22 protein-coding genes are annotated in these 24,210 nt (G+C 66.4%); 9 read left to right on the top strand and 13 right to left on the bottom strand.

Going from position 1 to position 24,210, the window contains the following annotated elements; translation table 11 throughout:
• Positions 1-74 precede the first annotated feature (74 nt).
• Complete coding sequence (mutM, locus tag AAF184_11360) at positions 75-893, top strand: bifunctional DNA-formamidopyrimidine glycosylase/DNA-(apurinic or apyrimidinic site) lyase (protein MEO0422928.1); 819 nt, start codon at positions 75-77, stop codon at positions 891-893.
• On the opposite strand, the gene AAF184_11355 is transcribed toward mutM, so the two are convergent.
• The 3 genes from AAF184_11355 to AAF184_11345 form a co-directional block, all read right to left on the bottom strand.
• Positions 890-1,321: a DUF1294 domain-containing protein gene (locus AAF184_11355; GenBank protein ID MEO0422927.1), complete on the bottom strand. Its 432-nt coding sequence runs from the start codon at positions 1,319-1,321 to the stop codon at positions 890-892. The two genes, mutM and AAF184_11355, sit on opposite strands and share 4 nt — an antisense overlap.
• A gap of 24 nt (positions 1,322-1,345) precedes the next feature.
• Complete coding sequence (locus AAF184_11350) at positions 1,346-2,068, bottom strand: hypothetical protein (GenBank protein ID MEO0422926.1); 723 nt, start codon at positions 2,066-2,068, stop codon at positions 1,346-1,348.
• Positions 2,069-2,136: 68 nt separating this feature from the next.
• On the bottom strand, positions 2,137-3,867 hold the full coding sequence (locus tag AAF184_11345) for an AMP-binding protein (protein ID MEO0422925.1): 1,731 nt from the start codon (positions 3,865-3,867) through the stop codon (positions 2,137-2,139).
• 217 nt (positions 3,868-4,084) lie between these two features.
• Here AAF184_11345 and AAF184_11340 point away from each other — a divergent pair, with 217 nt between their 5' ends.
• On the top strand, positions 4,085-4,546 hold the full coding sequence (locus tag AAF184_11340) for an NUDIX domain-containing protein (protein ID MEO0422924.1): 462 nt from the start codon (positions 4,085-4,087) through the stop codon (positions 4,544-4,546).
• Here AAF184_11340 and AAF184_11335 read toward each other — a convergent pair.
• From AAF184_11335 to AAF184_11310, 6 genes are all read right to left on the bottom strand, one after another.
• Positions 4,500-5,864, bottom strand: coding sequence for a redoxin family protein (locus tag AAF184_11335; protein MEO0422923.1), 1,365 nt, complete (start codon positions 5,862-5,864; stop codon positions 4,500-4,502). The two genes, AAF184_11340 and AAF184_11335, sit on opposite strands and share 47 nt — an antisense overlap.
• Before the next feature lie 94 nt (positions 5,865-5,958).
• A complete protein-coding gene (locus AAF184_11330; protein MEO0422922.1) occupies positions 5,959-7,800 on the bottom strand; it encodes an ABC transporter ATP-binding protein in 1,842 nt (613 codons plus the stop codon).
• A gap of 45 nt (positions 7,801-7,845) precedes the next feature.
• The gene (locus AAF184_11325; protein MEO0422921.1) at positions 7,846-8,202 is read right to left on the bottom strand and encodes a phage holin family protein; all 357 of its coding nucleotides are present in this window, start codon (positions 8,200-8,202) and stop codon (positions 7,846-7,848) included.
• A 109-nt stretch (positions 8,203-8,311) separates the two neighbouring features.
• Positions 8,312-9,259 (bottom strand): hypothetical protein, encoded by a 948-nt coding sequence (locus tag AAF184_11320; GenBank protein ID MEO0422920.1) that lies wholly within the window; start codon positions 9,257-9,259, stop codon positions 8,312-8,314.
• Positions 9,256-10,125: an ABC transporter ATP-binding protein gene (locus AAF184_11315; GenBank protein ID MEO0422919.1), complete on the bottom strand. Its 870-nt coding sequence runs from the start codon at positions 10,123-10,125 to the stop codon at positions 9,256-9,258. The genes AAF184_11320 and AAF184_11315 overlap by 4 nt, the downstream gene beginning before the upstream one ends.
• Positions 10,122-10,577, bottom strand: a complete 456-nt coding sequence (locus tag AAF184_11310) for a GntR family transcriptional regulator (protein MEO0422918.1) — start codon at positions 10,575-10,577, stop codon at positions 10,122-10,124. The genes AAF184_11315 and AAF184_11310 overlap by 4 nt, the downstream gene beginning before the upstream one ends.
• A 220-nt stretch (positions 10,578-10,797) precedes the next feature.
• Here AAF184_11310 and AAF184_11305 point away from each other — a divergent pair, with 220 nt between their 5' ends.
• Positions 10,798-11,037, top strand: a complete 240-nt coding sequence (locus tag AAF184_11305; GenBank protein ID MEO0422917.1) for an EF-hand domain-containing protein — start codon at positions 10,798-10,800, stop codon at positions 11,035-11,037.
• A gap of 68 nt (positions 11,038-11,105) precedes the next feature.
• Here the strand turns inward: AAF184_11305 and AAF184_11300 are convergent, their stop codons facing one another.
• Positions 11,106-12,329, bottom strand: a complete 1,224-nt coding sequence (locus tag AAF184_11300) for an NAD-dependent epimerase/dehydratase family protein (GenBank protein MEO0422916.1) — start codon at positions 12,327-12,329, stop codon at positions 11,106-11,108.
• A 189-nt stretch (positions 12,330-12,518) separates the two neighbouring features.
• On the opposite strand from AAF184_11300, the gene AAF184_11295 reads away from it, so the two are divergent.
• Positions 12,519-14,081 (top strand): ATP-binding protein, encoded by a 1,563-nt coding sequence (locus tag AAF184_11295; protein MEO0422915.1) that lies wholly within the window; start codon positions 12,519-12,521, stop codon positions 14,079-14,081.
• Positions 14,078-15,505, top strand: coding sequence for a sigma-54 dependent transcriptional regulator (locus AAF184_11290; GenBank protein ID MEO0422914.1), 1,428 nt, complete (start codon positions 14,078-14,080; stop codon positions 15,503-15,505). The genes AAF184_11295 and AAF184_11290 overlap by 4 nt, the downstream gene beginning before the upstream one ends.
• Before the next feature lie 3 nt (positions 15,506-15,508).
• Here AAF184_11290 and AAF184_11285 read toward each other — a convergent pair whose 3' ends face one another.
• On the bottom strand, positions 15,509-16,942 hold the full coding sequence (locus tag AAF184_11285; GenBank protein ID MEO0422913.1) for a tetratricopeptide repeat protein: 1,434 nt from the start codon (positions 16,940-16,942) through the stop codon (positions 15,509-15,511).
• A gap of 170 nt (positions 16,943-17,112) precedes the next feature.
• Between AAF184_11285 and AAF184_11280 the strand changes: the two genes are divergently transcribed.
• The 4 genes from AAF184_11280 to AAF184_11265 all read left to right on the top strand — a co-directional run bounded on the left by AAF184_11280 (position 17,113) and on the right by AAF184_11265 (position 22,640).
• A complete protein-coding gene (locus AAF184_11280) occupies positions 17,113-17,961 on the top strand; it encodes a hypothetical protein (protein ID MEO0422912.1) in 849 nt (282 codons plus the stop codon).
• 108 nt (positions 17,962-18,069) lie between these two features.
• Complete coding sequence (locus tag AAF184_11275) at positions 18,070-20,424, top strand: hypothetical protein (protein ID MEO0422911.1); 2,355 nt, start codon at positions 18,070-18,072, stop codon at positions 20,422-20,424.
• A 136-nt stretch (positions 20,425-20,560) separates the two neighbouring features.
• On the top strand, positions 20,561-21,532 hold the full coding sequence (locus AAF184_11270) for a helix-turn-helix domain-containing protein (GenBank protein ID MEO0422910.1): 972 nt from the start codon (positions 20,561-20,563) through the stop codon (positions 21,530-21,532).
• A gap of 10 nt (positions 21,533-21,542) precedes the next feature.
• The gene (locus AAF184_11265; GenBank protein ID MEO0422909.1) at positions 21,543-22,640 is read left to right on the top strand and encodes a hypothetical protein; all 1,098 of its coding nucleotides are present in this window, start codon (positions 21,543-21,545) and stop codon (positions 22,638-22,640) included.
• Between the two features lie 12 nt (positions 22,641-22,652).
• Here the strand turns inward: AAF184_11265 and AAF184_11260 are convergent, their stop codons facing one another.
• Positions 22,653-23,705: an ABC transporter substrate-binding protein gene (locus AAF184_11260; protein ID MEO0422908.1), complete on the bottom strand. Its 1,053-nt coding sequence runs from the start codon at positions 23,703-23,705 to the stop codon at positions 22,653-22,655.
• Positions 23,706-23,772: 67 nt separating this feature from the next.
• Positions 23,773-24,210 (bottom strand): efflux RND transporter permease subunit (locus AAF184_11255; GenBank protein MEO0422907.1); only part of this gene is annotated, 438 nt, incomplete at its 5' end.

Below are 24,210 nucleotides of genomic sequence, written 5' to 3'. Positions count from 1 at the left end.
GCTAACGTGCCACCCCGAGATCCTCGCTGGCCGAGGTCACAGGCCGACAACCCGGTCCGCGCTGAAGGAGACCCGTGCCCGAGTTACCCGAAGTGGAAACCACCCGCCGCGGCATCGCCCCGCACGTGGAGGGCAGCACCCTGCGCGAAGTGGTGGTGCGCGAACCTCGCCTGCGCTGGCCCGTGCCAGCCACCCTGGCCGCCGACAGCGCAGACCAGCCCCTGGAGGGACTGACGCGGCGAGCAAAGTACCTGATCTTCCGCCTGCCCCGCGGGAACCTGCTGCTTCACTTGGGTATGTCGGGCAGCGTGCGGGTGATCGAGGCAGCCACCGAACGGGCGTTGAAGCTCCACGACCATGTGGACCTGCGCTTCGATCGCGCCACCCTTCGCTTCAACGACCCGCGACGCTTCGGCTCCCTGCTGTGGGCGCCGCATCCGGTCGAGTCCCATCCGCTGCTCGCCGAGCTGGGCCCGGAGCCGCTCGGGGATGACTTCGACGGCGACTACCTCTTCGCTCGCTCGCGCGGGCGCCGCGGCGCCGTGAAGAACTTCCTCATGGACGGCCACGTGGTGGTGGGCGTGGGCAACATCTACGCCAGCGAGTCATTGCACGAGGCGGGTATCTCGCCGACCCGACCCGCCGGGCGCGTCTCACGCGCTCGTTACCACCGCTTGGCGCAGACCGTGCGCGAGGTGCTGCAGCGAGCGATCGACAGCGGCGGCAGCACCCTACGCGACTTCCTGCGCAGCGACGGCTCGCCCGGCTACTTCCAACTGAAACTCGCCGTCTACGGCCGCGAGGGCGAACCCTGCCGCACCTGCGGCAGCGCGATTCGCCAGCGCGTGATCGGCCAACGGGCGAGCTACTACTGCCCGCAATGCCAGCGCTAGCTTCGCTCGAGCAGCCACCAAAGCGCCGCGCCTAACGCACCGATCCACAGCAATGCGATCGGCAGCAGGCGCCACTGAAAGGAACGCTTAGCTGACTTGTGGCGCAGCAGGCGCATCGCCAGCAGCGCCGCCGGCAACCCCCCGGCCGTGCTCAGCAGAAGCAACAGCGACTCGGGCACACGTACCCGCCCCGCTTCGCCCGCGAGGCGCTTGTCCAGGTGCCAGAACTGCCAAGTGCACAAGTTGATCGCCAGCAACCAGGTGCTGATCGCCCAGGCGAGGGTCAGGGCGGGCGTGAGCTCGGGGAAGGTGGGGGCCAGGCGATGGACCAGCCAGACGGAACCGCCCAGCAAGATGGCCAACCAGAACGCGACGCAGAGCGCGGCCCGAAGGTGGTGGGCCTGCACGGCCGCATGGAGCTTGGACACGCGCCTAACGCGTTCCGCGTGCGATCATCCAGCCGCCTCGCCCGGATCGGCCTCGGCGAGATCGCGCTCGAGCGCATCGCCGGCCATGAACCAACGCGACGGCGGCTCACCGGCCATCAGGCGATGGTGGATGGCGAGCTCTCGATCGCGCACGGCCCCCAAGAAACGATCGGCTCCGTGCATGTGGCGGAAGGCGACGAAGCCGCGCTCCACGAAGTCCTGCAGCTCGCCGAAGCCCATCATGTGGGCCGGCCCGTGGGCCAGTTTCACGGCCGTGTAGAGCATGGGATTGGGCACGACGCGGTCGAGGGTGCGCCCGAGCTGCACCACCAGGTCGATCTGCCGTTGACGCTGTTCCACCTCGCCGATGCGCCGATAGGCCTCGGCGTAATCCTCGGCCCGCAGTTCCTCGCCCACAGTCACGTTCAGATGATCGCGCAGCTGGATCAGCATCTTCTCATCCAGCTCCTGGCTCATCGCGTGCAGGTCCATGGCCAGGGTGATCGAGGCGATCGCCTCCTCCGACAGCACCCGCGACATGAGCGGGTAGACCCGACGCACGTCGTCATCGCGCTGGCTGAAATCCCGCGCGCCGTAGATGTCGGAGAGAAAGAAGTCGACGGCCGGCTTGTAGCGGGCCTGCGCCTCGAGATCTGCGTAGGTCATGGCCAGGCGCTTTGCCTGCCAGCCCTCGAACCAGAGCATCGCCTCGTCCGGCGGACGCATGTCCACCTGACGGCCACGCACTTCGTGGCTTCTTCCTAATAACGTTGCAAGCTTTGCTAAGTGGACACCCTTGCCGCCTCGGGACTCACTCAAGAGGCCTGCTCCGCGGCCGGCGCCTTCGCTGCCAGCTCTTCATCGCGCAGGGTGCGGCGCAGGATCTTGCCGACGTTGCTCTTCGGCAGGTCCTCGCGGAATTCCACGTGGCGCGGCACCTTGTAGTTGGTCAGATGCTCGCGGCAGTGGGCGATGATCGCTGCCTTGTCGAGCTGCTGCCCCTGATCACACACCACGAACAGCTTCACGGCCTCGCAGCTCTTCGGATCAGGCACGCCGATGGCAGCGGCCTCCAGCACGGCGGGATGGCGTACCACCACGTCTTCGATCTCGTTCGGGTAAACGTTGAAGCCCGACACCAGAATCATGTCCTTCTTGCGATCGGTGATGAACACGTAGCCGCGCTCGTCCACGTAGCCCATGTCGCCGGTGCGCAGATCGCCCGCCTCGGTCATCACCTTGTCCGTGTCCTCCGGGCGCTGCCAGTAGCCCTTCATCACCTGCGGTCCGCCGATGCAGATCTCCCCGACATCGCCCCGGGGCAGGGCGTTGCCGTCGTCGTCGCGCACGGTGACGTGGGTGGAGGAGATGGGCACGCCGATCGACCCGTTGTAGGCCTCGATCGTCAGTGGGTTGATGCAGGCGGCGGGCGAGGTCTCCGTGAGGCCGTAGGCTTCGATCAACGGCTTGCCCGTGACCTCCGCCCAGCGCTCCGCTACGGCCCGTTGCACGGCCATTCCACCGCCAAGGGTGATCTTCAAGGGGCCGAAGTCGAGGCCTGAGAACCCCTCGGCGTGGAGCAGGCCGTTGAAGAGCGTGTTCACCCCGGTGATCGCCGTGAAGCGATGGCGGCGCAGCTCACCGATGAAGCCCGCCATGTCACGGGGGTCAGTGATCAGCACGTTCTTGCCGCCGATCTTGGTGAAGACGAGGCAATTCGCAGTTAATGAAAATATATGGTAGAGCGGAAGCGCCGTGATCACGATGTCCGATCCGTCACTCGTCACGGGCGACAGCCAGGCCGCCGACTGCTCGAGGTTGGACACCATGTTGCCGTGGGTCAGCATCGCGCCCTTGGCGACGCCAGTCGTGCCCCCGGTGTATTGCAGGAAGGCCAGGTCGTCGTGGGTGAGCGCGACGTCGTCCAGGGTCATCGACGCGCCCTGCTTGAGCGCAGCGGGGAGCGCCACCGCGCCCGTCAACTGCACCGGCGGCACGAGCTTCTTCACGTATTTGACGACCGCGTTGATCATCGCCGACTTCGGCCAGGGCAACATGTCGCCGATCTGAGTGGTGATCACATGCTTGAGGTCGGGCAGGTCATCGCGCACGTCGACCAGCGTGTTGGCGAAGTTCTTCAGGATCACGATGGCCGAGGCGCCCGAGTCGGACAGCTGATGCCTGAGCTCGCGCGGCGTGTACATCGGATTGACGTTCACCACGGTCATGCCGGCGCGCAGGATGCCGTAGGCCGCCACCGGGTACTGCAGCAGGTTGGGCAGCATGACGGCCACCCGATCGCCCTTGCGCAGGCCGGCGCCGTGCTGGAGCCAGGCGCCGAAGGCGGCGCTCAGGCGATCCAGCTCTCGGTAGGTCAGCTCGTGCTCCATGTTGCTGAAGGCGGGCTTGTCGGCGTAGCGCTCGCAGCTCTCCTCGATCACCGCCTTCACGGAGGCGTAACGCTGCGGCTCGATGTCCTGGGGCACGCCAGGGGGATATTCCTGAAGCCAGATTCGCTCGTCCTGGGGCGATTCAGCGCTCGACATGGGGGTGGTCCTTCCGAATTGGGCTTGGGACGGTGGTGCAGGCGCGGATTGTGCCGTCACGGCACACCGCCTGTGAACTGATCAGCACTCTCTAGTCTCGCCTAAGGCAGCGTACAGCTTCAAACCGTGCTCTCATCGGCACCTGAGCGATGCACAGGGCACCCCGGCTGTCGGGTGGCCCACAGTGCTCGCGGTGCAAGCTTGAGATACTGAGGTCATGGCGGGACGAAGGATCAAGGCGTTTTCCGCCGGCGTGGTGCCGGTGCGGCTCTCACCCGAGGGACCTCGGGTGCTGCTGCTGCGCGCCTACCGCCACTGGGACTTCCCCAAGGGCGGGGTGGAGGCCGGGGAGAGCCCGCTGGAAGCCGCCATGCGCGAGGTCGAAGAGGAAACCGGCATCACCGACCTGGAATTCGTGTGGGGCCACGAGTTCATCGATACGGGCCCCTACGGACCTGGCAAGGTCTCCCGCTACTACGCGGCGATCACTCAGGAAGTGCATGTGGTGCTGGGCATCAACCCCGAGTTGGGGCGCCCGGAGCACCACGAGTTTCGCTGGTTTTCGCTGGATGCGGCCGTAGAGCGCCTCACCCCACGGGTGCTGTCGGTGCTGCAGTGGACCGAGCGCTTCCTCAGCGACTCGCCGTCGCCCCTGACTCGCTCAGCAGAGTCGACATAAAGGCCAGGAACTCCCGTTCCCAGTCCTCGAAGTACTGCCCCGTGCCCGGCCCGGAGAAGCCCGTGTGGATGCGACGCACCTCGCCCGCACGATCGACGAAGATCGTGGTGGGGAAGGCGAGCACGCGATTGAGCATGGGAAGGGTCTCGGCCGCCTTGGTCTTGTCGGAGCTGCCCGCCACCAAAGTGGTGTACTGGATGTCGAACTTCTCGCGGAAACGCTTCACCTGGGTTGCCGCCGTCTCGAAGTCCTCGAAGTGCTCGTACATCAGGCACACCACCTCCACGCCCAGGTCGCGATTCTGGCGGTAGTACTCGGCGAGGTACGCCGCCTCGTCGTGGCAGTTCGGGCACCAACTGCCGGCCAGCGCGACCAGCACCACTTTGCCGTCGAAGCGCGGATCGTCCAGGGACACGGGCTCCCCATCCTGATCGGGGAACTCGAAAGTGAAGCTGTCGTAGCCGGCCTTGAGGAAGGTCAGGGTCTGCGGGTCGGGTAGGGCGGCGCTGTCGTCGCGACGGGCTCGCCAGCGCTCGTGCCAGCGCGTGCCGGACCAGAAGTCACCCACCAACGTGCCGTCCTGCTGCATGCGGGCGCGGAAGAGGAACGCGTGGGCGCCATCGAAGGTGGAGAGGGCCATGCCGTCGCCGTCCACGTTGCCCGCCAGGTAGCGGTAGTCGCCCGTGGGCGTGAGGAAGGTGCCCTGCAGCTCACCGCCCGTCTGGGTGAATTCGCCGACGGCGGGCGAGGTCTTGCCCTCATCGTCGGTGAAGGTCACGGCCCAACGGCCGTCCAGATCCACCCGCGAGGGGTTCGCCACCTGGAAGCGATGCACGGCGCCGGGGTAAGCCTCGAAGGGCATCACCTGCAACTCACCGCCGCGCTTGACCAGCGTCAGGTCGCCCGCCAGGGAGCCGTCCTCGCGCAGGGTGGCGGCGATGCGGTTGTTGAAAGCGGGAAACTCGAACAGCAACTCGTTGCCCTCCTGGGCGACCCGCCCGACCGGCACCCGCTCCTCTCCGTTCTCCACCGTCGCCGTCAGGCCCTGGGCGGACTCGGCCAGGCTCAGGGTAAACGGCAGCTCCCCACCTGGCAGTTGCACCGTGGCCCGCCAAGCCCCGAGCGCGGGCGGCACGGCGGGCACGATCGGCGCCGCATCGGCGCTGGCGGCGTCGCCTTCGGCCGTCGCACCGCCCGTGCTCCCCCCCGTGCAGGAGCTGGTCAACGCCCCGATCGCCAGGGCGCCGACCGCGAGCAAGAGCTGGCGAGCAGGAGGAACGGGACGGAACAACCGGACGCGGGGAAGGGGTGCACTCATACTGGGGGTACTCGGCCTTTCGCAGGCGATCGATGGATGGGAATGGCTGTCGATAGTCTACCGACCGTCGGCCGGCGCGAAAATTCGCGTGCCCTCAGCGATAGCCCTCGGCCTGGAGCAGGAACAGCTTGGCGTAGCGCCCTTCACGTGCGAGCAGGTCCTCGTGGGTGCCGTGTTCGACGATGCGCCCGTCATCGACCACCAGAATCTGCGAAGCGATCCGCACCGTCGAGAAGCGGTGCGAGATGAGGATCACCATGCGCCCTTCGGAGAGGGTCTGGAAGTGCTCGAAGATGGAGGCCTCCGCCGCCGCATCGATCGCAGCGGTAGGCTCGTCGAGCACCAGGATGTCGGCGTCGCGACGCATGAACGCGCGCGACAAGGCGATCTTCTGCCACTGGCCGATGGAGAGCTCACGCCCCCCGGGGAACCAGCGACCGAGCTGGGTCCCGTAGCCCTCCTCCATCTTGTTCACGAACACGTCGGCCTGGCCGCGCGAGGCCGCGTCCCGCCAACCCGCCTCGTCGTCGAAGCGGCTCACGTCACCCACGCCGATGTTCTCGCCCACCAGGAATTGGTAGCGCACGAAGTCCTGGAAGATCACCCCGATGCGCTCGCGCAGGCGGTGGGGATCCCACTCGCGTAGATCCAACCCATCGAGCTTGATCACCCCGTGGGACGGCTCGTAGAGACGCGTGAGCAGCTTGATCAGCGTGGTCTTGCCCGATCCGTTCTCCCCCACCAGTGCCAGGCTCTCGCCCGTGCGCAGGTGGAAGCTCACGTGTGCCAAGGCGGGTGTCTTCGACCCGGGGTAGGTGAAGCTCACGTCCTCGAAGCGCAGGCCATCGCCAGGGTCGGGGCCTACCGTGGCGGTGCCTTCGAGCGCTGTGACCGGTTGCTCCAGGTACTCGTAGAGGATGGAGAGGTAGAGGTTGTCCTCGTACATGCCGCCGATCGAGGACAGCACGGCGGACACCGACGACTGGCCCTGCTTGAACAGCAGCAGGTACATGGTCATCTCACCGAGGCTGATGCCCCCGCGCACCGCCGACAGGGCCGTCCAGGCGTAGGCGCCGTAGAAGGCGCCCGTGCTCAGCAGCCCTAAGATGAAGCCCCAGAAATCGCGGCGGATGGTCAGGGCTCGATCGCGATCGAAGAGCTTGTCGAAGATGCCCCGGTAGCGATCCAGCAACTGCGGGCCGAGCTGGAACAGCTTGACCTCTTTCACGCTGTCCTCGCGGGCCAGCACCGTCTCCAGGTACATCTGGCGCCGGGTGTCGGGAGAGCGCCAGCGGAACAGGCGGAAGGCATCGCCGGAGAACTTGGTCTCAGCGAGGAAGGCGGGTACGCCCGCCACGGCGATGATCAGCACCGCCCAGGGTGAGAACTGAAGCAGGATCGCGGCGTAAGAGACCAGCGAGATGCCGTTCTGCACGACGTCAAAGGTTTTGTTCACCAGCCCTAGGGGCCGCGTCGAGGCTTCGCGCCGGGCGCGGGTCATCTTGTCGTAGAACTCCGAGTCCTCGAAGTGGCTGAGCTGCAGGGTCAGCGCCTTCTCCAGGATCATCGTGTTCACGCGGTGGCCGAGCATCGCGCGCAGGAGTGACCGGCACACGTTGATGCCGCGCTGGGTGGCGGCGAGGAGCGCGACCAGCAGGGCCTCCAGGCCGACGTAACGCACAATGGCGTCGAGCTCGGTGGCGCCGGTGGCCTCGTGCACGGCCATGGCCGCCACCACGGCATCGACGATCAGCTTGCCCACCCACGCCACCGCCGCCGGCAGCACGCCAGCGATCAGGGTGAGCAGGGCGAAGGCGATGGTCAGGCGGCGGCTGGTCGACCAGACGAGCTCCACAGCCCGGCGACTGTAGCGGAACACACCGAGAAACTGGCGCAGGCCACGGGCAGGCTCGACGGGAATGCTGTGACTACTCACCTAGCTTGAAACGACCACTCTGCGGCAAAGGGAAACGACGGAACCTCAGTCGCGCTCACCGTCCTCACCGATGAGCATCGACGCCCCCGCGCTCGCGAGGCTCACGATGACCCACGCGAAAAATGCCGTCGTGAGTCCCTGGATCTCGAAGCCCGGCACCAGGCTACTGGCGAGCAGGAGCATGGCGGCATTGAGCACGAACAGGAATAGACCGAGGGTGATGATCGTAAAGGGAAAGGTGAGGAAGGTCAGCACGGGCCTGATGAAGGCGTTAACCAAGCCGAGCACCGCAGCGCTGATCACCAGCGTCGGCAGATCATCGATGATGACCTTGTCCAGCAGCTCGTCCGCGACCCACAGGGCGAAGGCCGTGATGAGCAGCTGTATCAGCATGCCGCGCATGGAACGCCCTCCTTCTATACCTGCGGTCTGATGAGGCGATTATCGCAGGGCTGAGGTCGAGCGCGCAAAACGCCCGGCGCCTAGGGGGTGGCGCCGGGCGTCGGGTGGCTCAAACGTCGTGGTAACGACGCAGGCGGACGGCACCCACGGTGAAGACCGCGGCGATCACGAGCCCGATCCACAGGCCAGGCGCCGTCAGCAGCGCGATCGGATCGGGAATCTCCAGCAGCGACAGGGGGGCCTCGATGTCGCCGAAGTCATCGAAGATGTCCTCGAAGTCGTCGCTGGAGAAGCGAACCTCATCGTCATCCGTGTTGAGGGCGTAGTAGCCGAAGTCGCGCACGTGGCCACCGATCCAGTCGATCAAGTTCTGCGTGCGGAACAACAACCACTCGAGGTACATGAGCGCCGCCGGGATGCCGAGGGCCCACAGGAACGGTGCGTTACGCGCCGCCGAGGAGACCAGCAGCAGCCAAGCCGCGAAGGGCGCGAACCAGATCGCCTGAGCCATTACCACGTAGAGCAGGAACAGGGGCCCCGAGATCCACGGTGCGTGCAGCCACAGCAGGGTGATCGGGTTCTCCCCGAGCGCCAGCAGGCCCACCGACAGGATGATGCCGTTAAGGGCGAAGGCGATGATCACCGCCACCATCTCCACCAGGCCCACGGCGACCAACCCGGTCAGCAGCTTGGCCACCACGGACTGCGTGTCCGACACCGGCAGCGACCGCCAGAACAGGACGCTGCGGTCCTTACGCTCGCCGTACAGGCTGTCGAGGAGGTAGAAGCTCGCCACCGCACTCATGAGCAGATTGAACGGCACCGCGAAGGGAATCAGGCTGACCGACAGCAGGCTGCGCAGCATGACGCGTACGCGCTCCGGGTCCGCCGAGCGCAGCTCATCGAGGGCGTAGTTCACCTCGCTGCCCACGCTCAGGCCCTTCGCCACCGCGAACAGCGAGGCAGCCAGAATGATCAGGGTGAGAATGCCGGGAGCGAAGAAGATCGATCGGTGCTCGAGCAACTCGCGCCGGACCAGGGTCAGGGTGGTGTTCATGCTGCCACCTTCGAACTGGGTGCCATCTTGGCCACGAAGAGATCCGCCACGCTCGGGCTGTGCACCTCGCCGAGGCTACTCAGCGTGTCGCGGGGCTGACCTTCGAAGAGGAATACCTTCTTGCCGAACATGCTGCGCTCGTACACGGGCTGCAAGGCCTGCGCCTGGGCCACCTGATCGGGGTGCACCAGCACCTCGAGGTAGCGGTCGGCCATGTCTTCCATGGAGGAGTTCAGCACCAGCTCACCGCTGCGGATGAACATCAGGTGCGTCAGGATGCGTTCGATCTCCTCCACCTGGTGAGTGGTGACGAGGATCGTGCGCTTCTCATCGAAGTAGTCCGTCAGCAAGGTCTCGTAGAAAGCCTTGCGATAGAGCAGGTCGAGGCCGAGGGTCGGCTCGTCGAGCACCAGCAGACGGGCTTCGATCGCCATCACGATGGCCAGGTGTAACTGCACCGTCATGCCCTTGGACAGCTCCTTGATGCGCGCCTTCGGTCGTACCTCCGTGCGCTCGAGGAAGTCGAGGGCGCGCGAGGCATCGAAGCGCGGGTGCAGGCCAGGCATCATCGCCAGCAGATCCTGCACGCGCAGCCAGCCCGGGAGGGTCGCCACGTCCGCGATGAAGCAGACTTCCTGCATGAGCTGCGAGCGCTGAGTGTAGGGGTTGAGGCCGAGCACGCTGAGCTCGCCGTCGCAGGGCTGCAGGCCCAGGATCGCCTTCAACACGGTGGTCTTGCCGGCGCCGTTGGGGCCGATGAGGCCCACGATCTGCCCTTCCTCGATGTCGAAGTCCAGCCCGTGCAGCACTTCCTGACGACCGAAGCGCTTGCGCAGGCCGCGGGCGGTGATCAGGGGGGTGGTCATGGCTTGTCGTCTCCGTCGTCCTTGTCTTTGGCCGGCTTGGCGTCGCCCGCGTCGTTGGCGGCACCGCCGGGGCTCAGGGCGCCTTCGTCCTGCTCCTCGGGCACGGGGGCCGCAAGCAATTCCTCTAACGACAGCCCCAGGCGGCGAATCGTCATCGCCACGCTCGGCCAGGTCTCCTGGATGAACCGGTTGCGCTCATCACTCAGGAGCAGCGCTTTGGCCCCGGACTTCACGTACATGCCACGTCCTCTCTTCTTCTCCACCAGATCCTCATCCACCAGCGCTTGGTAGCCCTTCATCACGGTCAGGGGGTTGAGCTGGTACTCGGCCGCCACATGGCGCACCGACGGCAGCGCGTCACCGTCGCCCACGACATCCTCCAGGATCATCGCGACGACCCGGTCACGTAGCTGCCGATAGATCGGCTGCGTATCGTTCCATTTCGGTTCCATCGTCAGTCTCTTACGTTGCGGCCTCGGGCGGCCTCCCGTACCGGTCGCGGGCCAACCCCGCCCAACCGGCTTAGTGAACTAGTGTTGTACCCAACTATAACACCTAAGCTCGCAGACGCAAGGGTCAAGTGGCCAAAGCGCGACCGAGATCGTGAAAACACGGGTAAACTGCGGGGCCTTTCGACCTGAGCCCCACGACCGAGCAGGAGCCCGGCACACCATGCGACCGATTCCGGAAGACGAGCTGAAAACCATCCGCGACAACTTCGAATTCACCGACACGGACGGTGATGGCACCGTCGATTTCTCGGAGTTTTCCAAGTTACTACAGGTGCTTAGCCCGGAGTCGTCCGTGCAGCAGGCAGCCGAGGCCTTCTCCATGATCGATACCAACAGCGACGGCTGTATCGACTACGAGGAGTTCATCACCTGGTGGAAGCAGGTGTGGTGGGAGTACTGAGCGGGCGCTGACTCGCGCCCGCCGAGCGGCGGCGCTGGAAGACCTCCAGCCCCGCCCGGTCTACTGAGCTAGCGGGCCGCCGCCTGGGCTGGCGCGGCCTTATCGCCAGCCTCTGCGCCCTCGTCGTCCTGGCGCACCCAGGTGGACGTGCAGGGGATCTTGGAGCGGTCGCAACGGTCCGCGTACTTCAGGGCGATGTCCCGCACCTCGTCCATCAGCCCCTCATCCAGGGTGGTGGGCTTCAGGCCCCGATCCAGAAAGCAGTCGTTCGCCACCCGCAGGTCGTTCTCGGGCTTCTCCTTGCGCGGGTTCGGCAGGTAATCCACCTTCACCCCGGTAAGCGAGGAGATCTTCTCCGCCAGATCCCGCACCCGGTGGGTCTCGGTCATCTGGTTGAAGATCTGCACGCGGTCGCCCTTCGCCGGCGGATTCTCGAGCGCGATCTCGATGCAGCGCACGGTGTCGCGAATGTGGATGAAGGCGCGGGTCTGCCCGCCCGTGCCGTGCACGGTGAGCGGGTAGCCGATCGCCGCCTGCATCAGGAAGCGGTTCAGCACGGTGCCGTAATCGCCGTCGTAGTCGAAGCGGTTGATCAGGCGCTCGTCGCGGCTGGTCTGCTCCGTCTGCGTGCCCCACACGATGCCCTGGTGCAGGTCCGTGATGCGCACGCCGTCGTTGCGCGCGTAGTACCAGAAGAACAGCTGATCCTGGGTCTTGGTCAGGTGGTAGATGCTGCCCGGCTGCGGCGGGTACAGGATCTCCTGGGAGACCAGCTCGCCGTTCTCCGCCTGCACCTGCACCTCGAGGTACCCCTCGGGGATCACCATGCCGGTGGTGCTGTAGCCGTACACACCCATGGTGCCGAGGTGCACCAGGTGGATGTCCTGCTGCGCCTCGACGATGGCGCACAGCACGTTGTGGGTGGCGTTCAGGTTGTTGCTCACCGTGTAGCGCTTCTGCACCTCGCCCTTCATGGAGTAGGGCGCCGCGCGCTGCTCGGCGAAATGCACGATCGCCTCCGGCCGGAACTCTTCGATCAGGTTCCGCAGACGCTGGAAGTTGTGCGCGATGTCGATGTTGGCGAACTGGATCTCGCGACCCGTGAGCTCGCGCCAGGTGTCGATGCGCTTGCCGATCGGTTGGATCGGCGTCAGCGACTGCACCTCGAGCTCGTTGTCGATGTTGCGTCGGGAGAGGTTGTCGACGATGCAGACCTCGTGCCCCTGGTCGGACAGATACAAGGCCGTCGGCCAGCCGCAAAAGCCATCCCCACCCAGAACGATTACTCTCATGCGAACGCCCCATTAGTCTTGGTGTTCAACGCCGCCCATGCCCCCGGCGACGTGACCTGTACGCCCCTGCCCTGCCCCGGCCCCCTCAAGGGATGACGCCGGTGTGGGTGGGGTCAAGAGTCGCGAATATTAGAAAGGCGGCAGTATAGTCCAACGCAGACAAGGTCATGCACCTAGGCAGGCGCCGAGATGGTATCCAGCTCCGCCGGTGAGCCCGCGAAGGCAAGCCCGGCCGCACACGCTCCCGCGTCCTCGAGATCGCCGGCCCCGCGCCCGGGTGAGCCGAGCGCTCGCTCCCTGCGCGCCCTGGTCAACACGCTCGAGGGCGGGTTCCTCGCCCTGCTGGTGATCACCGCTGGCATCGGTGGCCTGTGGGCCAGCTTCTGGCACGGAGCCTCCTCCGAAGCCGTACGCATCAACACCTTGCTCTCCGGGGCACAGTCCCTGCGCGGTGATGTGTATCGGGGCGTGAAGGAGGTCACCCGCGCCCAGCTGCAGCAAGACCCCGACGCCCTCGACAAGTATTGGCGCCTGCTCTACGGCATCGACTTCTCCTTCAACGGCCTGGAACAGAACGCCACCGAAGCGCCCGAACGCGAGGCCATCACGGACATGCGCGAGGCGTACGCTCGCATGCAGACGGCCATGAACCGGGTGTTCGCCGACGCCTCCGACGTCACCGAGCAGGCGCGCACGGAAGAACTGGACCCCGCCTACCAACGCTGGATCCTCGGTGACTTTGAAACCGCGTTTCTCGCCCTCAACGCGGCCATCATCGAGGAGCGCCAACAGCTCGAGCAGCGCCTGGCCCGTTTCAATCGTCTGGCCCCGATGCTGATCTCGATTCCTATCGCCATCGGCTTAGGACTACTGCTGTGGACACGGCGACGCTTCCGCCGACACTTCGTTGGCCCCATGGAAGCGATCCGCCAGGGCGCCGCCACCATGCGCGAGGGCGAACTCGACACCCAGATCGATGCCGACGACGCCGTGCGCGAGCTGCGTGAGCTGAGCCTCACCCTCAACGACATGGCGCAGGAGCTCATCGCGAGCCGCGACGCCCTCGTCACCCAGGAACGCCAGGCGGCCCTTGGCGCCCTCGTGCCCGTTGTTGCACACAACATTCGCAACCCCCTCGCGAGCATTCGCGCCGCCGTGCAGGTGGTGGATGTGAGCGACACCGAGGAGTGGCATGAGGTGCGCGATGAGGTGATCGCCACCGTCGATCGCCTCGGGCGCTGGGTGAACTCACTCCTGAGCTACCTGCATCCCCTGCGTCCACACCCCGTCGCCTGTACCCTGCCCCAACTCACCCACGGCGCCATGGCGCCCTGCGAAGCGCGCGCCGCGGAGAAGGGGGTCGCCCTCGAGGTAAGCCACGCGGACGCGCAGGGGTCGCTGACGGTCGATGTCGATCTCATGGAACAGGCGCTGCACGGCTTGATCAACAACGCCATCGAAGCATCACCCCGTGGCGCCACCGTAAGGATCGATACGCGCCTGGCAGGCGATGACGCCCAGCTGGCGGTACTCGACAGCGGGCCGGGGTTCACCCCCCAGACCGAGCCGGAGCAGCTGCGCCCCGGCCCCACCACCAAGCGTCGCGGCACGGGGCTCGGCATCCCCTTCGCCTACAAGGTGATCCGCGGCCACGGCGGACGCCTCGCCTTCAGCCAACGCGAAGAGGGTGGCACGCGGGCGCTGGTCGAGCTACCGAGGGAAATCACTAACGTGGAGGAACCCTCGCCTTGAGTCAGGGCTCACCCCACCTGCTACTGGTCGAGGACGAGACCCTCCTCGCCTCCGCCGTGCGCCGCCACCTGGAGCGAACGGGCTACAAGGTGGTGGTCGCCGGGGACATCGGATCGGCCCGAGACACCCTGCAGACCACCGCCAAGGAGGACGCCATCGATCTCGTGCTCCTCGACATGCGCCTGCCGGACGGCTCGGGCATGGACCTGCTGGAGCAGCTCAGCGATGCGCAGGACCCCCTCGGGGCCGGCAATCCCGCGGTGATCGTCATGACCGCCTTCGGCGGTTTGGAAGACGCCGTGGCCGCGATGAAGGCCGGCGCAGACGACTACCTGCGCAAGCCCGTGGACCTCGACGAACTCACCCTCAACATCCAACGCGTCCTGTCCCAACGCGAAGTGCGCCGACAGTTGGCCGCATCGCGCTCGCGCGAGCGAGGCCAGGCCGGTGGCGAGGTGGCCGCCGACTACCTCGGCGACACGCCGGCCGCCGCCGCCCTGCGCGAGCAGGTGACGCGCATCGCCCGCCTCGGCGCCGCCCCTATGCCACCGAACGTGCTCGTGCTCGGCGAGACCGGCACCGGCAAGGGCCTGCTCGCCCGCGCCCTGCACGAGCGCAGTGAACGGGCGCAGCAACCCTTCGTGCACGTGGACTGCACGGCGCTTCCCGCGGACCTCGTCGAGAGCGAACTCTTCGGCCACCGCAAGGGCGCGTTCACCGGCGCCACCGAAGAGCGCACCGGCCTGATCGAAGCCGCCGAGCGAGGCACCGTCTTCCTGGACGAGATCGGCGAGCTGCCGATGGAGACCCAATCGAAGCTCCTCGCGGTGTTGGAACGGCGGCGCGTGCGGCGGGTGGGCAGTTCGAGCGAGGTGAACGTCGACGCCTGGTTCATCGCCGCCACCAACCGCGAACTGGAGCAGGAGATCGAGGCCGGACGCTTCCGCGCCGATCTCTACTATCGCCTGAAGGTGCTGACCCTCGAGTCGCCGTCCCTGCGCGAGCGCCCCGACGACGTGCTCAAGCTAGCGGAACACTTCGTCGCGACGACCGCTAGACGCTTCGGCCTCCCAACCCCCGCGATCAGCCCCGAGGCGGCGAGCACGCTGAAGACTTACCACTGGCCGGGCAATGTTCGCGAGCTCAGCCATGTGATGGAGCGCGCCGTGCTGATGGGTGGCGGCGAACTACTTACCCCTGCGCTGGTGGCTGCGGACGCGGGACTGCAAAGTGGCAACGGCGGCAAGCCGCCCACGGGCATGGACGCCCTTCGCGGGCTCACGCTAGCGCAAGCTGAGCGACTTCTGATCGAAGAAGCTCTCGCCCGCACCGACGGCAATGTCTCCCAGGCCGCCCGGGAACTCGGCGTGACGCGGGAGACCCTTCGCTACCGCCTCAAGCAGCACGGCCTGAGTGGCACCTAGCCCCTAGGGGCGAGCGTCGCCGGCGATGACCAGGCACACCGGCGTGTCCGGCTGACTGCGGCAGAAGTCCGGCGCACCGACCTCTTTCCAATAGGCAACCATGCCGAGGCGATCAGCCACGGCGGTGAATCGATCCGATAGGCGCAGGGCGGGCTTTTGCAGATCGTAGAAGACGGCGGAGTTGATGAACTCGCCGTCCTCTGCCTCCCACTCGGCCACCGAGAGCGCTCGCTCCGGCCGATCGATCTCGATAAGCAGGTGGACCGCCCCGAAACCCGGCAATCGACCGTTCTGGTACGCAGCCTCGATGTTCGTCGCGAGCGCGTCGACAGCGTCACCATCATCCAACTCGACAGCGACGAACTCCATGAGCAATGGCGCCGTCCCCGGGAACGGGGATCGCTGTGCCCAGGCGCTCAGGGACTGGGGGTCGCCGCGCCGTCTCTCCACCATGCCCGTGCCGAACCAGAGGATCGGCGTCTCGATGCCGAGGTCTTCGCGGATGACGTCGAGCAGCTCGGCGCCGCGCTGCGTCTCGTGGGCCTGAAGGTGGTTCATGGCGATCTCCGTGAGCACCGCCGGCGAGGTCGGCATGAGCGCGCGCGCCTGAGCGGTGAGCTCGTTCGCGCGCTCGAACATGCCGAGTTCGCGAAAGTGACTCGCGTACCACAGGATCAGATTGCCGTTGTCCGGATCGAGCGCCAGGGCCTGCTCGTAGATCCGCTGGGACTCGGCCCAATCGCCCTTGCGCTGGGCGAAGAAGGCCATCATGGAACGGGCTTCGGCGAGTGAGGGGTCCAGCTCGAGAGCGCGGCTGGCGGCGACGATAGCCTCGTCCAAGGCGCGGCCGTTGTCCGCTTCGACCACATAGGTGGCGTAGGTCGCCCAGGCCATGGCCAGCGCCGACCAGGCAGCGGCGAACTCCTCATCGCGCTCCACGGCGGCGCCCAGCATCTTGATCGCCCGTTCGCTGGCCTCAGCGCCGCGTTGCTCCCACATGGCCCGACCGCGATGGTAGAGCCCGTTGGCCACCGGGTCGGTGGAGAGGGTGACGCCCGGCGCGGGCAGCGGCTGGCGCTCAGGTACGTAACGCAGCGCGATGATCACGCCCAGGGCCACCACGAGGATGCTCGCCACCAGCACCGTCAGCCGGTTCGCGCCCGGCCGTGATGGCATCGCCAGCGGCGCTGGTTCCTCGGCAGCGGCCTCGGTCGCGCCCAGCGCCGGGCCATCCGCCGCGCGCTCCGCGAGCCATGCGTCCAGCTCGCCGGGCAAGGCAAAGACGGTGCTCTTGGTCTCGTGCACGTGACGGTAAACCGGCAGCCCCTCCTGCGCCTCCCAGCGACGCGCCGTCCGCTCGCTGCAGCGTAGGTGGGACGCGATGCGCTTCCACCCCACGAGACGGGGCGAGGCGATACCTGAATCGCCATCGGTCATCGCGCAACCTCGCGAACGCCAACCGCCTCAGGCACCCCAGCCTCCGCGATCCGATGCGGCCAGGCACGGCCAAGCGCGGCCAGATGCGCCCATGACCGCCCGCCGGCATTGCTGAGCGCCACCGTAAAACCAAAGCATTTGCCTCGAACATCGCTCATCGAGGTGCCAACGTGCTGCCCTTTCGCCATGCCCATTACTTCGTGCTCGCCTTCCTCGTGATTACCCTGGCCGCCTTCGCACCGACCTACTTTCTGGTGCTCGACGACGCGCCTGCGGCGCACCATCTACACGGCATCACGGCCACCGCCTGGATCGTGCTGCTGATTTGCCAAAGCGCGTCCATCCATCATCGTCATTGGCGCCTCCACGCCTGGCTCGGTCGAGCCAGTGTGCTGCTCGCCCCCCTCATGGTGGCTGGCGGACTGCTGGTCACGCAGGTCACTCTGCTGCGAGAGAACTCGCCGTTCAATCTTCTGTTCGGCCACGACCTCGCCGTCGCCGACTGGGTAGCCACCTTAGCCTTCGCCCTGTTTTACGGGCTGGCCCTACGCCACCGGCGCGACCCGGAACGCCACGCGCGCTACATGCTGGCGACGTTGACCCCCCTTGTCGGCCCATCGCTGGCGCGACTGCTGGCCAACTTCGTGCCTGGTTTCGCCATAAGAGCCCCTGAAGAACTCGCCAAGTTTGGCATGGCGCTCGATGCGGCGATGGGCCTGACCACCCTCGCGCTGCTCGTGCTGCTGGTTATCGATATCAAGCGACGTAAGCCGGCGGATCCCTTTCTCCTGGCCATCGGGTGCTCGGTGCTGATGTACGTCGGCTACGCCTGGTTCGGGCCCACGGCGCTCTGGGATCGCCTGGCGGACGCGTTCGCGGCGCTGCCGGTCGGCCAGGTAGTAGCGATGGGCTTAGGCCTGGGCCTTGCTGCCGGGGCGATCGGCTGGTGGTGCCCGCACCGCGCGCACCGCAGCGAGGACGCACGGACGGCGGAGCGGTTAGCCGCCGCGGGAACCTGAGGGAGGAACCTGGCAATGGAGTTCACTATGGCAAATGCACTGTGCTGGCGCCCGATAGTCCTTGGCGCTCTCTCAATCCTCGTAGGTTGCTGGACGCCCACGTCCACGATGGCCCAGACCGGCATTGTGGATATTCACATCGATTCAGAAGTTCTGGAGAAGTTGTTGTGGGACTACTTCTACGTTCAGGAAATCTGCTCGCTTGAAGAGTTCGTATTCGAACCGGACAGCCCACCGGTCGTGTTGGATCGCATCGACATTCCGCGGCGACCCGGCATCACCGACTGGAACGGCACGTCGGTCCCTGCGGAGTTCTTCATGCGCCCACCGGACTGCCTGACACGCGATTGCGACGCGAGCGATATCCTCAGCCCCGCCCCATCGTTCTATGACACCTGGCCGGTGGAGTTGAAGTACAACTGGCGGATCGAGGGCGATACCAGGCCTAGCCTGTGCGCCTCGCTGGATGCTGTCGAATACGGCAGCTTTAAGAGCATCGCGCCTGACCAGCTCCCACCTGCGCTTGTCAGCGCACTCGGCGACATCCCGTGCTACGACCTTCCGATGGAACTGATCGAACGGTTCCTGCCGGAAGGGGCGAGATTCAGTCGATGGGCAATAGGCGTGGTCGGTTTCGGGCTGTTCATCCGGCTCGAGATCGATGGCCCTTACGCTGAAAACGGCGGCCCGGGCCTGACGCTGCCGAACCGAGGCAATTTGCTCTCTAGTGAGGATTGGTCGATTCGGTTCGGGAAGGACGTCATAGAACGGCATGTCCGGGAAGAAATGGCCCGCGAACTTGGCTGTGTAGCGAACCCCAGGCGGGCCGGCTGCGAGCGGGATTTCGACGGCGACGGCGTGTGGTGTGAGCAGAACGACAACGATGACCCCGGATGCGATGCGATACCAGGATTTCGCCTGACGGCCGGTCCGGTCGCAGAATTGCGCATCTACCCGCCGGATGAGTATCTCGATATTCACCTGAGCGGTCAGGTACCCGCAGGCGCAACTGTCTGCCCGAACGATATCGACGTCGATGTGATCAACATCGTTGACGTCTTTCGTGACGATCAGGCCACAGACGATTGGTTGCTGCATGACGTTTCCATCGCAGCGCAGGCCTCGCAGGCTGATCTTGAAATCTGCTCGGTACAGGCCGGTCTTGGGAACGGACCTGCCTTTGCCGCGGTGAGCGAGGCCGTGCTTGGAGCGCTCGCCGACGCGCTCAGTCAGGGCGTGGGCGACAGCTGCGATGCGCTTGATCCAGACTGCCAGTCATTCTGCGTTGCAAAGCCTTCGGGTGATCTCCTGTGCCCAGAACGTTTTGATCTGTCGCGCGCCGTCGATTTCGACGGCCCATCTCACGGTAGGATCTCGCTGGAAGGGGCTCGCGCCGGGTCCCTGGGCGGCGAGAGCATGACGCTGTCTGGCAAGATCACGATTGAGCCTAAGCCGGCGTTCGCCAACACACCGGTGAATCCCGGCGTGCCGCGAAAACCGCTCGAGGTTGGTGACGGTGCCCTTCTGTTCGGCGTCCAGGGCAGCTGCAGCAACCTGCACACCGGTTATGGCGGCAGTTTCACCATCGAAGGACAGGGGGAGATGTGTAGCCCCCCGGCCATCCTCGGCGATCCGCCCAGCGATCTACCCATCGCGGTCGCGCGGATGTACGGCCTGGACTGGCCCGACGGGACGCCCGCGACCGGCACCCCGACCCCGAATGGCACCGTGCAGATTCAGTTTCCGCGAACGCCAGGTCAGGCAGCGCTCGATGAGTTCTTCGCTGCACCTTATCCCCTGCGTACGCTCATTCGCACCAGCGCCGGGCTTCAACACCGCACGATCGACGCACCGGCGGAGGCCGCACCCGGCCAGGCGCTCGAGGAGCTCACGGAGGCCATGGCGCAGTGCCTGGGTAGGCGCTGGCAGATGACCATGCCTCGGGCTGTGCTGGAAATGCTCTGGCTCGTCGACCCACCACCGTTTGAGGTGACGTTGGCCGGTGATCGCCTACGCCCGGGTGTCCGCGCCGTGGCGACGTTCAAGACGTTCGAAGCCGCCCTGATGACCGACGTGGATTTCGAGGCATCGAGCAGCGCCGATAGCGTGTGGGCGGCACCGCAGGTGGCAATGCAGGGCGAACTCGCACTCGATTTCGGAAAGCTTGGCGTTTATACGCTTCCGTTCCGCGAGACGACGAACCTAACGACTGTGGTAACTAATCTCACTGCAGATGGCACTGCCGAGCTCACGCTAGCGCGTCCATTCGGTTTCACCGTGAAAGCAGGGCACGAACACCTGCCCAGCGGCATCGCGGGCGCCAACGTGACCGTAGAGATTCCGGCGCACGCGCTGCAGCTCAGCGCCCCGTGGCGCAGCGAACGTCCGCCGCTCGAGAAACGCCGCAGGCCGTCCATCATACGAAAGAGCCCACCAACTTCGCTGCGCAAGAAAGAACCTTGAAGATATCCGAGAGCTGACTTGGGCGTGGATGCTCGAGTCAGCCTGCGGCAGCCGTCGGGCTCGCCTCAGACGTAAATGTCCTAAATAGACTGAAAAACGTCGTTTCCGCCATCCGCATCCGCCCTATGCTGGCCTCATGTCAGCACCCATCACCATCGCCACCTTGCTCTACCCAGGGGTCAACGCCGTCGACGTGGCCGGCCCCTGGGAAGCCTTCGCCGCCGCCTTCCGCGCCGACGGCTCACCCTCCTACGCCCTTACCAGCTGGGGCATCGGGGAGAACCCCCTGGTCTGCGAGTCCGGCCTCAAGCTCTGGGCGGACCGTGACCTGCCCGAAGCACCGCAGGCGCACACGCTGCTCGTGCCGGGCGGCGTGGGGATACGCGAGCCTCGCACCTTGCTCGCCCTCGCCCGCTGGCTGGGACGTCACGAGCACCGGTTCGAGCGCATCGCCTCCGTGTGCACGGGCGCCTACGCCTTGGCTGAGGCCGGTTTGCTCGACGGGCGGCGCGTGGCAACCCACTGGGCCCACGCGCAGGCGCTGCAAAAGCGCTACCCCGCCATCGAGGTGGATGCGAACTCCCTGTTCCTGATCGACGGCCGCATGTGCTCCTCGGGCGGCGTCACGGCCGGAATCGACCTCACCCTGGAGCTGATCGAATCCGACGTCGGCCGCGACGCCGCTGCCGCGAGCGCCCGGGAGCTGGTGGTGTACCTGCGCCGACCGGGCAGCCAGGCCCAATACTCCGATCCCCTGCGCATGCAGCTCGCCGCCACCGATCGCCTCGGAGAGGTGTGCGCATGGGCGGCCACGCACCTGCACATCGAGCTGCCGGTGAGTCGCCTCGCCGAACGCGCTGGACTCAGCGAGCGCCAGTTCACCCGACGCTTCCAGGACACCTTCGGCACCCCGCCGGCGCAGTTCGTGAAACGCCTGCGCCTGGATCGCGCGCGCATGTTGCTCGAACAGGGCGTCGCCATGAGCGAGGTGCTGCGAGCGACCGCCTTCGCCAGCGAAGACGGCCTGCGCAAGGCCTTCCGCAGCCACTTCGGCTGCACCCCCCACCAACATGCCGCGCGCTTCAAGCGAACGTCCGCGTCAGGCTAAGGAGCCCCGAATGAATCGTCGAGAGCTACTCGCCGCCAGCCTCGCCCTGGCGGGCGTGGCCGCGTGCGGCACGCGCCGCGTGGCGCAGGAGTCCTTCGAGTGCCCGCCCTGCGGCTGCGCGGCAGATGGGATCGAGTTCAGTGCCCCCGGTCAATGCCCGGAATGCGACATGACGCTCAGGCCCATTCATGAGCAGCGCCTCGGCATGGCCCCGACCGCATTACCTCAGGGCGCGGGACACTTTCGCCTGCCGGGCGGCGCTGGCCAGGAGAGCGCCGCGATCACGGTCCACTACTACCTACCGCCCGGCTTCACTGCGGATGCGCCAGTACTGCTGGTGGTGCCGGGCAGTGGGCGGGATGCGGCCGAGTACCGCAACGTGTGGCTCGCGATGGCGCGCAGCAGCGGCAAGCTGGTCGCCGCCCTGGAGTACCCCGCCGAGACCTACGGTTTCGCCGAGTACCACATGGGTGGCCTGATCAAGGACCTCTCGTTTCCCGATGTACAACCGCGGCGAGAGGGTCGCGGCGAGGTACTCGACATCGCCGACGATGGGGACATCGCCTTTGCCGGCAATCCCGACCCGGCGCGCTGGCTGTTCGCCGACTTCGACCGCATCTTCGAGCACTTGAAGCAGGCCACGGGGGCAAGCGCCACCCACTACGACGTGTTCGGACACTCCGCCGGCGCACAGATCGCCCATCGCTTCGTGCTCTGCCGACCTCAATCGCAGGCTCGCCGCGTGATCGCGGCCAATGCCGGGTTCTACACGCTCCCGAGCTTCGACCAGGCACTTCCCGTGGGCCTCGACGGCACCGGCCTGACCCCGGCAACACTATTCGATTCCTTCAGTAAAGAGCTCATCGTCTTGCTCGGCGCCGAGGACAACCACGACGGTGCCGGCGGCACCCTACTCCATTCGCCCCTGGTCGATCAGCAAGGCCGACACCGCCTGAGTCGAGGCCAGTTCTTCTTTCGCATGGCGCAGGCCCTGGCCGAACGCGAGCAGGTGCCCTTGCGTTGGCGCCTCACGGTGGTAGACGGTGTCGGGCACGACTTTCGCGCGATGAGCGACGCGGCGGCCCCTTACCTGGAGCCGGACGCCTAGCGGCCTTACCGGCTACGGCGAACCCGTATCCTCGCCGAGGGCGAAGCCCTGCCAGAAGGTGCCCTCCGGCAGCGTGTCAGACTCGAGCCCGAGCGCGCGGGCGCCAGCCTCATCAACGAGCACCGCGAGCGCCCGCCCGACGGCGGCCCGCTCCGCTTCGCCGAAGCGCCGGGGGATCCCTGCGCGGTACCCCTCGCGCAGCTCGTCGAGCTGAGCTTCGACGATACCCAAGCCTAACTTGGGCTGTAGGCGCGTCCATTCCTCGTCGGACGAGGCCAGCAAGCGCTTGGCCGCGTAGCTTGCCTCGATGAAGGCCTTCAGGTCTTCCGCGTGCGCGCTCGCCCACTCCTCGCGGAACACCCACCCAAGGAGGGGGATCGGCTCGGCGATCCCGAGCTCCGGCAACACGTCCTGCACGCGCACCAACGCGCGGAACCCGCGCGACTGCAGTCGCACCGCGTAGTTCCAGTTGGTGATCGCCAGGTCGATCTGGCCGCGCTCGAGTAGGTCGTTGAGCAGCGGCGGTGGCGCGAACATCTGATCGGTGACCCCCCGCAGGTCCTCGCGCAGGGCGCGCCGCGCGTAGGCGCGCAGGAGAATCCAGTTCTTGTCGTTGGGACCGCCCGAGATGCCCACGCGCTGTCCGCGCAGATCGCGCAGGCGTTCGATGCCGGCACCTTCGCGCACGATGAGGCTACCGACCGCCGTGGAGTAGGGGACGAAGGAGTACTCTCCACCGCGCTGGCGCTCACCTACCACCCACAGCCAATCCCCGACCATCAGGTCGATCTCACCCGCCTGCAGAGCGAGGGTCAGGGCGCTCTTGGAAGCCAGGGGCACCGTGTCGACGCGCACGCCGCGGGCTTCCCCGAAGCCGTGGTGGCGCAAGGTGTCGAGTTCCCAGTTCACCGTGCCGAAGCGCAGCAGCCCCACGCGCACGACGGGCAACTCGTCGCTCGGTGCGGCTTCCGGCTCTTGCGCCCATGCCGCCGCGCCGCTGAGGCCGATGGCGGCGATCCACGCGAAGAGCGCGGTGATCAGGCGGGCAAACGCCGTGGTCGCCATAGATCCTCCTCGTCGGATCGAGGTTAAGAAGAAGAACGTATCCGCCCGGCGCTTACGTCTCAGCGGCTCACGCCCGAGCGGCTGTCCAGCGCGCCAGGCCACCGTAGCGGAAGGCCAGGGCCGGCAGCACGATCAGGTTCAGCAAGGTGGACGACACCAAGCCGCCGATGATCACCACCGCCATGGGCCCCATTATCTCGCGCCCGGGGTTATCACTGCCAATGGCGATGGGCAGCATCGCGAGGCCCGTCACCAGAGCAGTGACCAGGATCGACGGCAATCGTTCCTGCGCGCCCCGCACCGCGGTCTCCAGGGACCACTCGGCGCCCTCCTCGGTCACGAGGTGGCGGTAGTGGGAGAGGAGCATGATCGAATTGCGCACGGTAATGCCGAAGAGCGTCACAAAACCCACCATCGAGCCTACGGTGAGCACGCTCCCATCGAGCAGCACCGCCGCCACGCCACCCACCAGGGAGAAGGGCACATTGGCGAGGACCAGGGCCGT

The sequence above is a fragment of the Pseudomonadota bacterium genome (assembly GCA_039815145.1).
GTDB lineage: Bacteria > Pseudomonadota > Gammaproteobacteria > Steroidobacterales > JBCBZW01 > JBCBZW01.
This window is presented reverse-complemented; position numbering and strand designations above follow the sequence as displayed.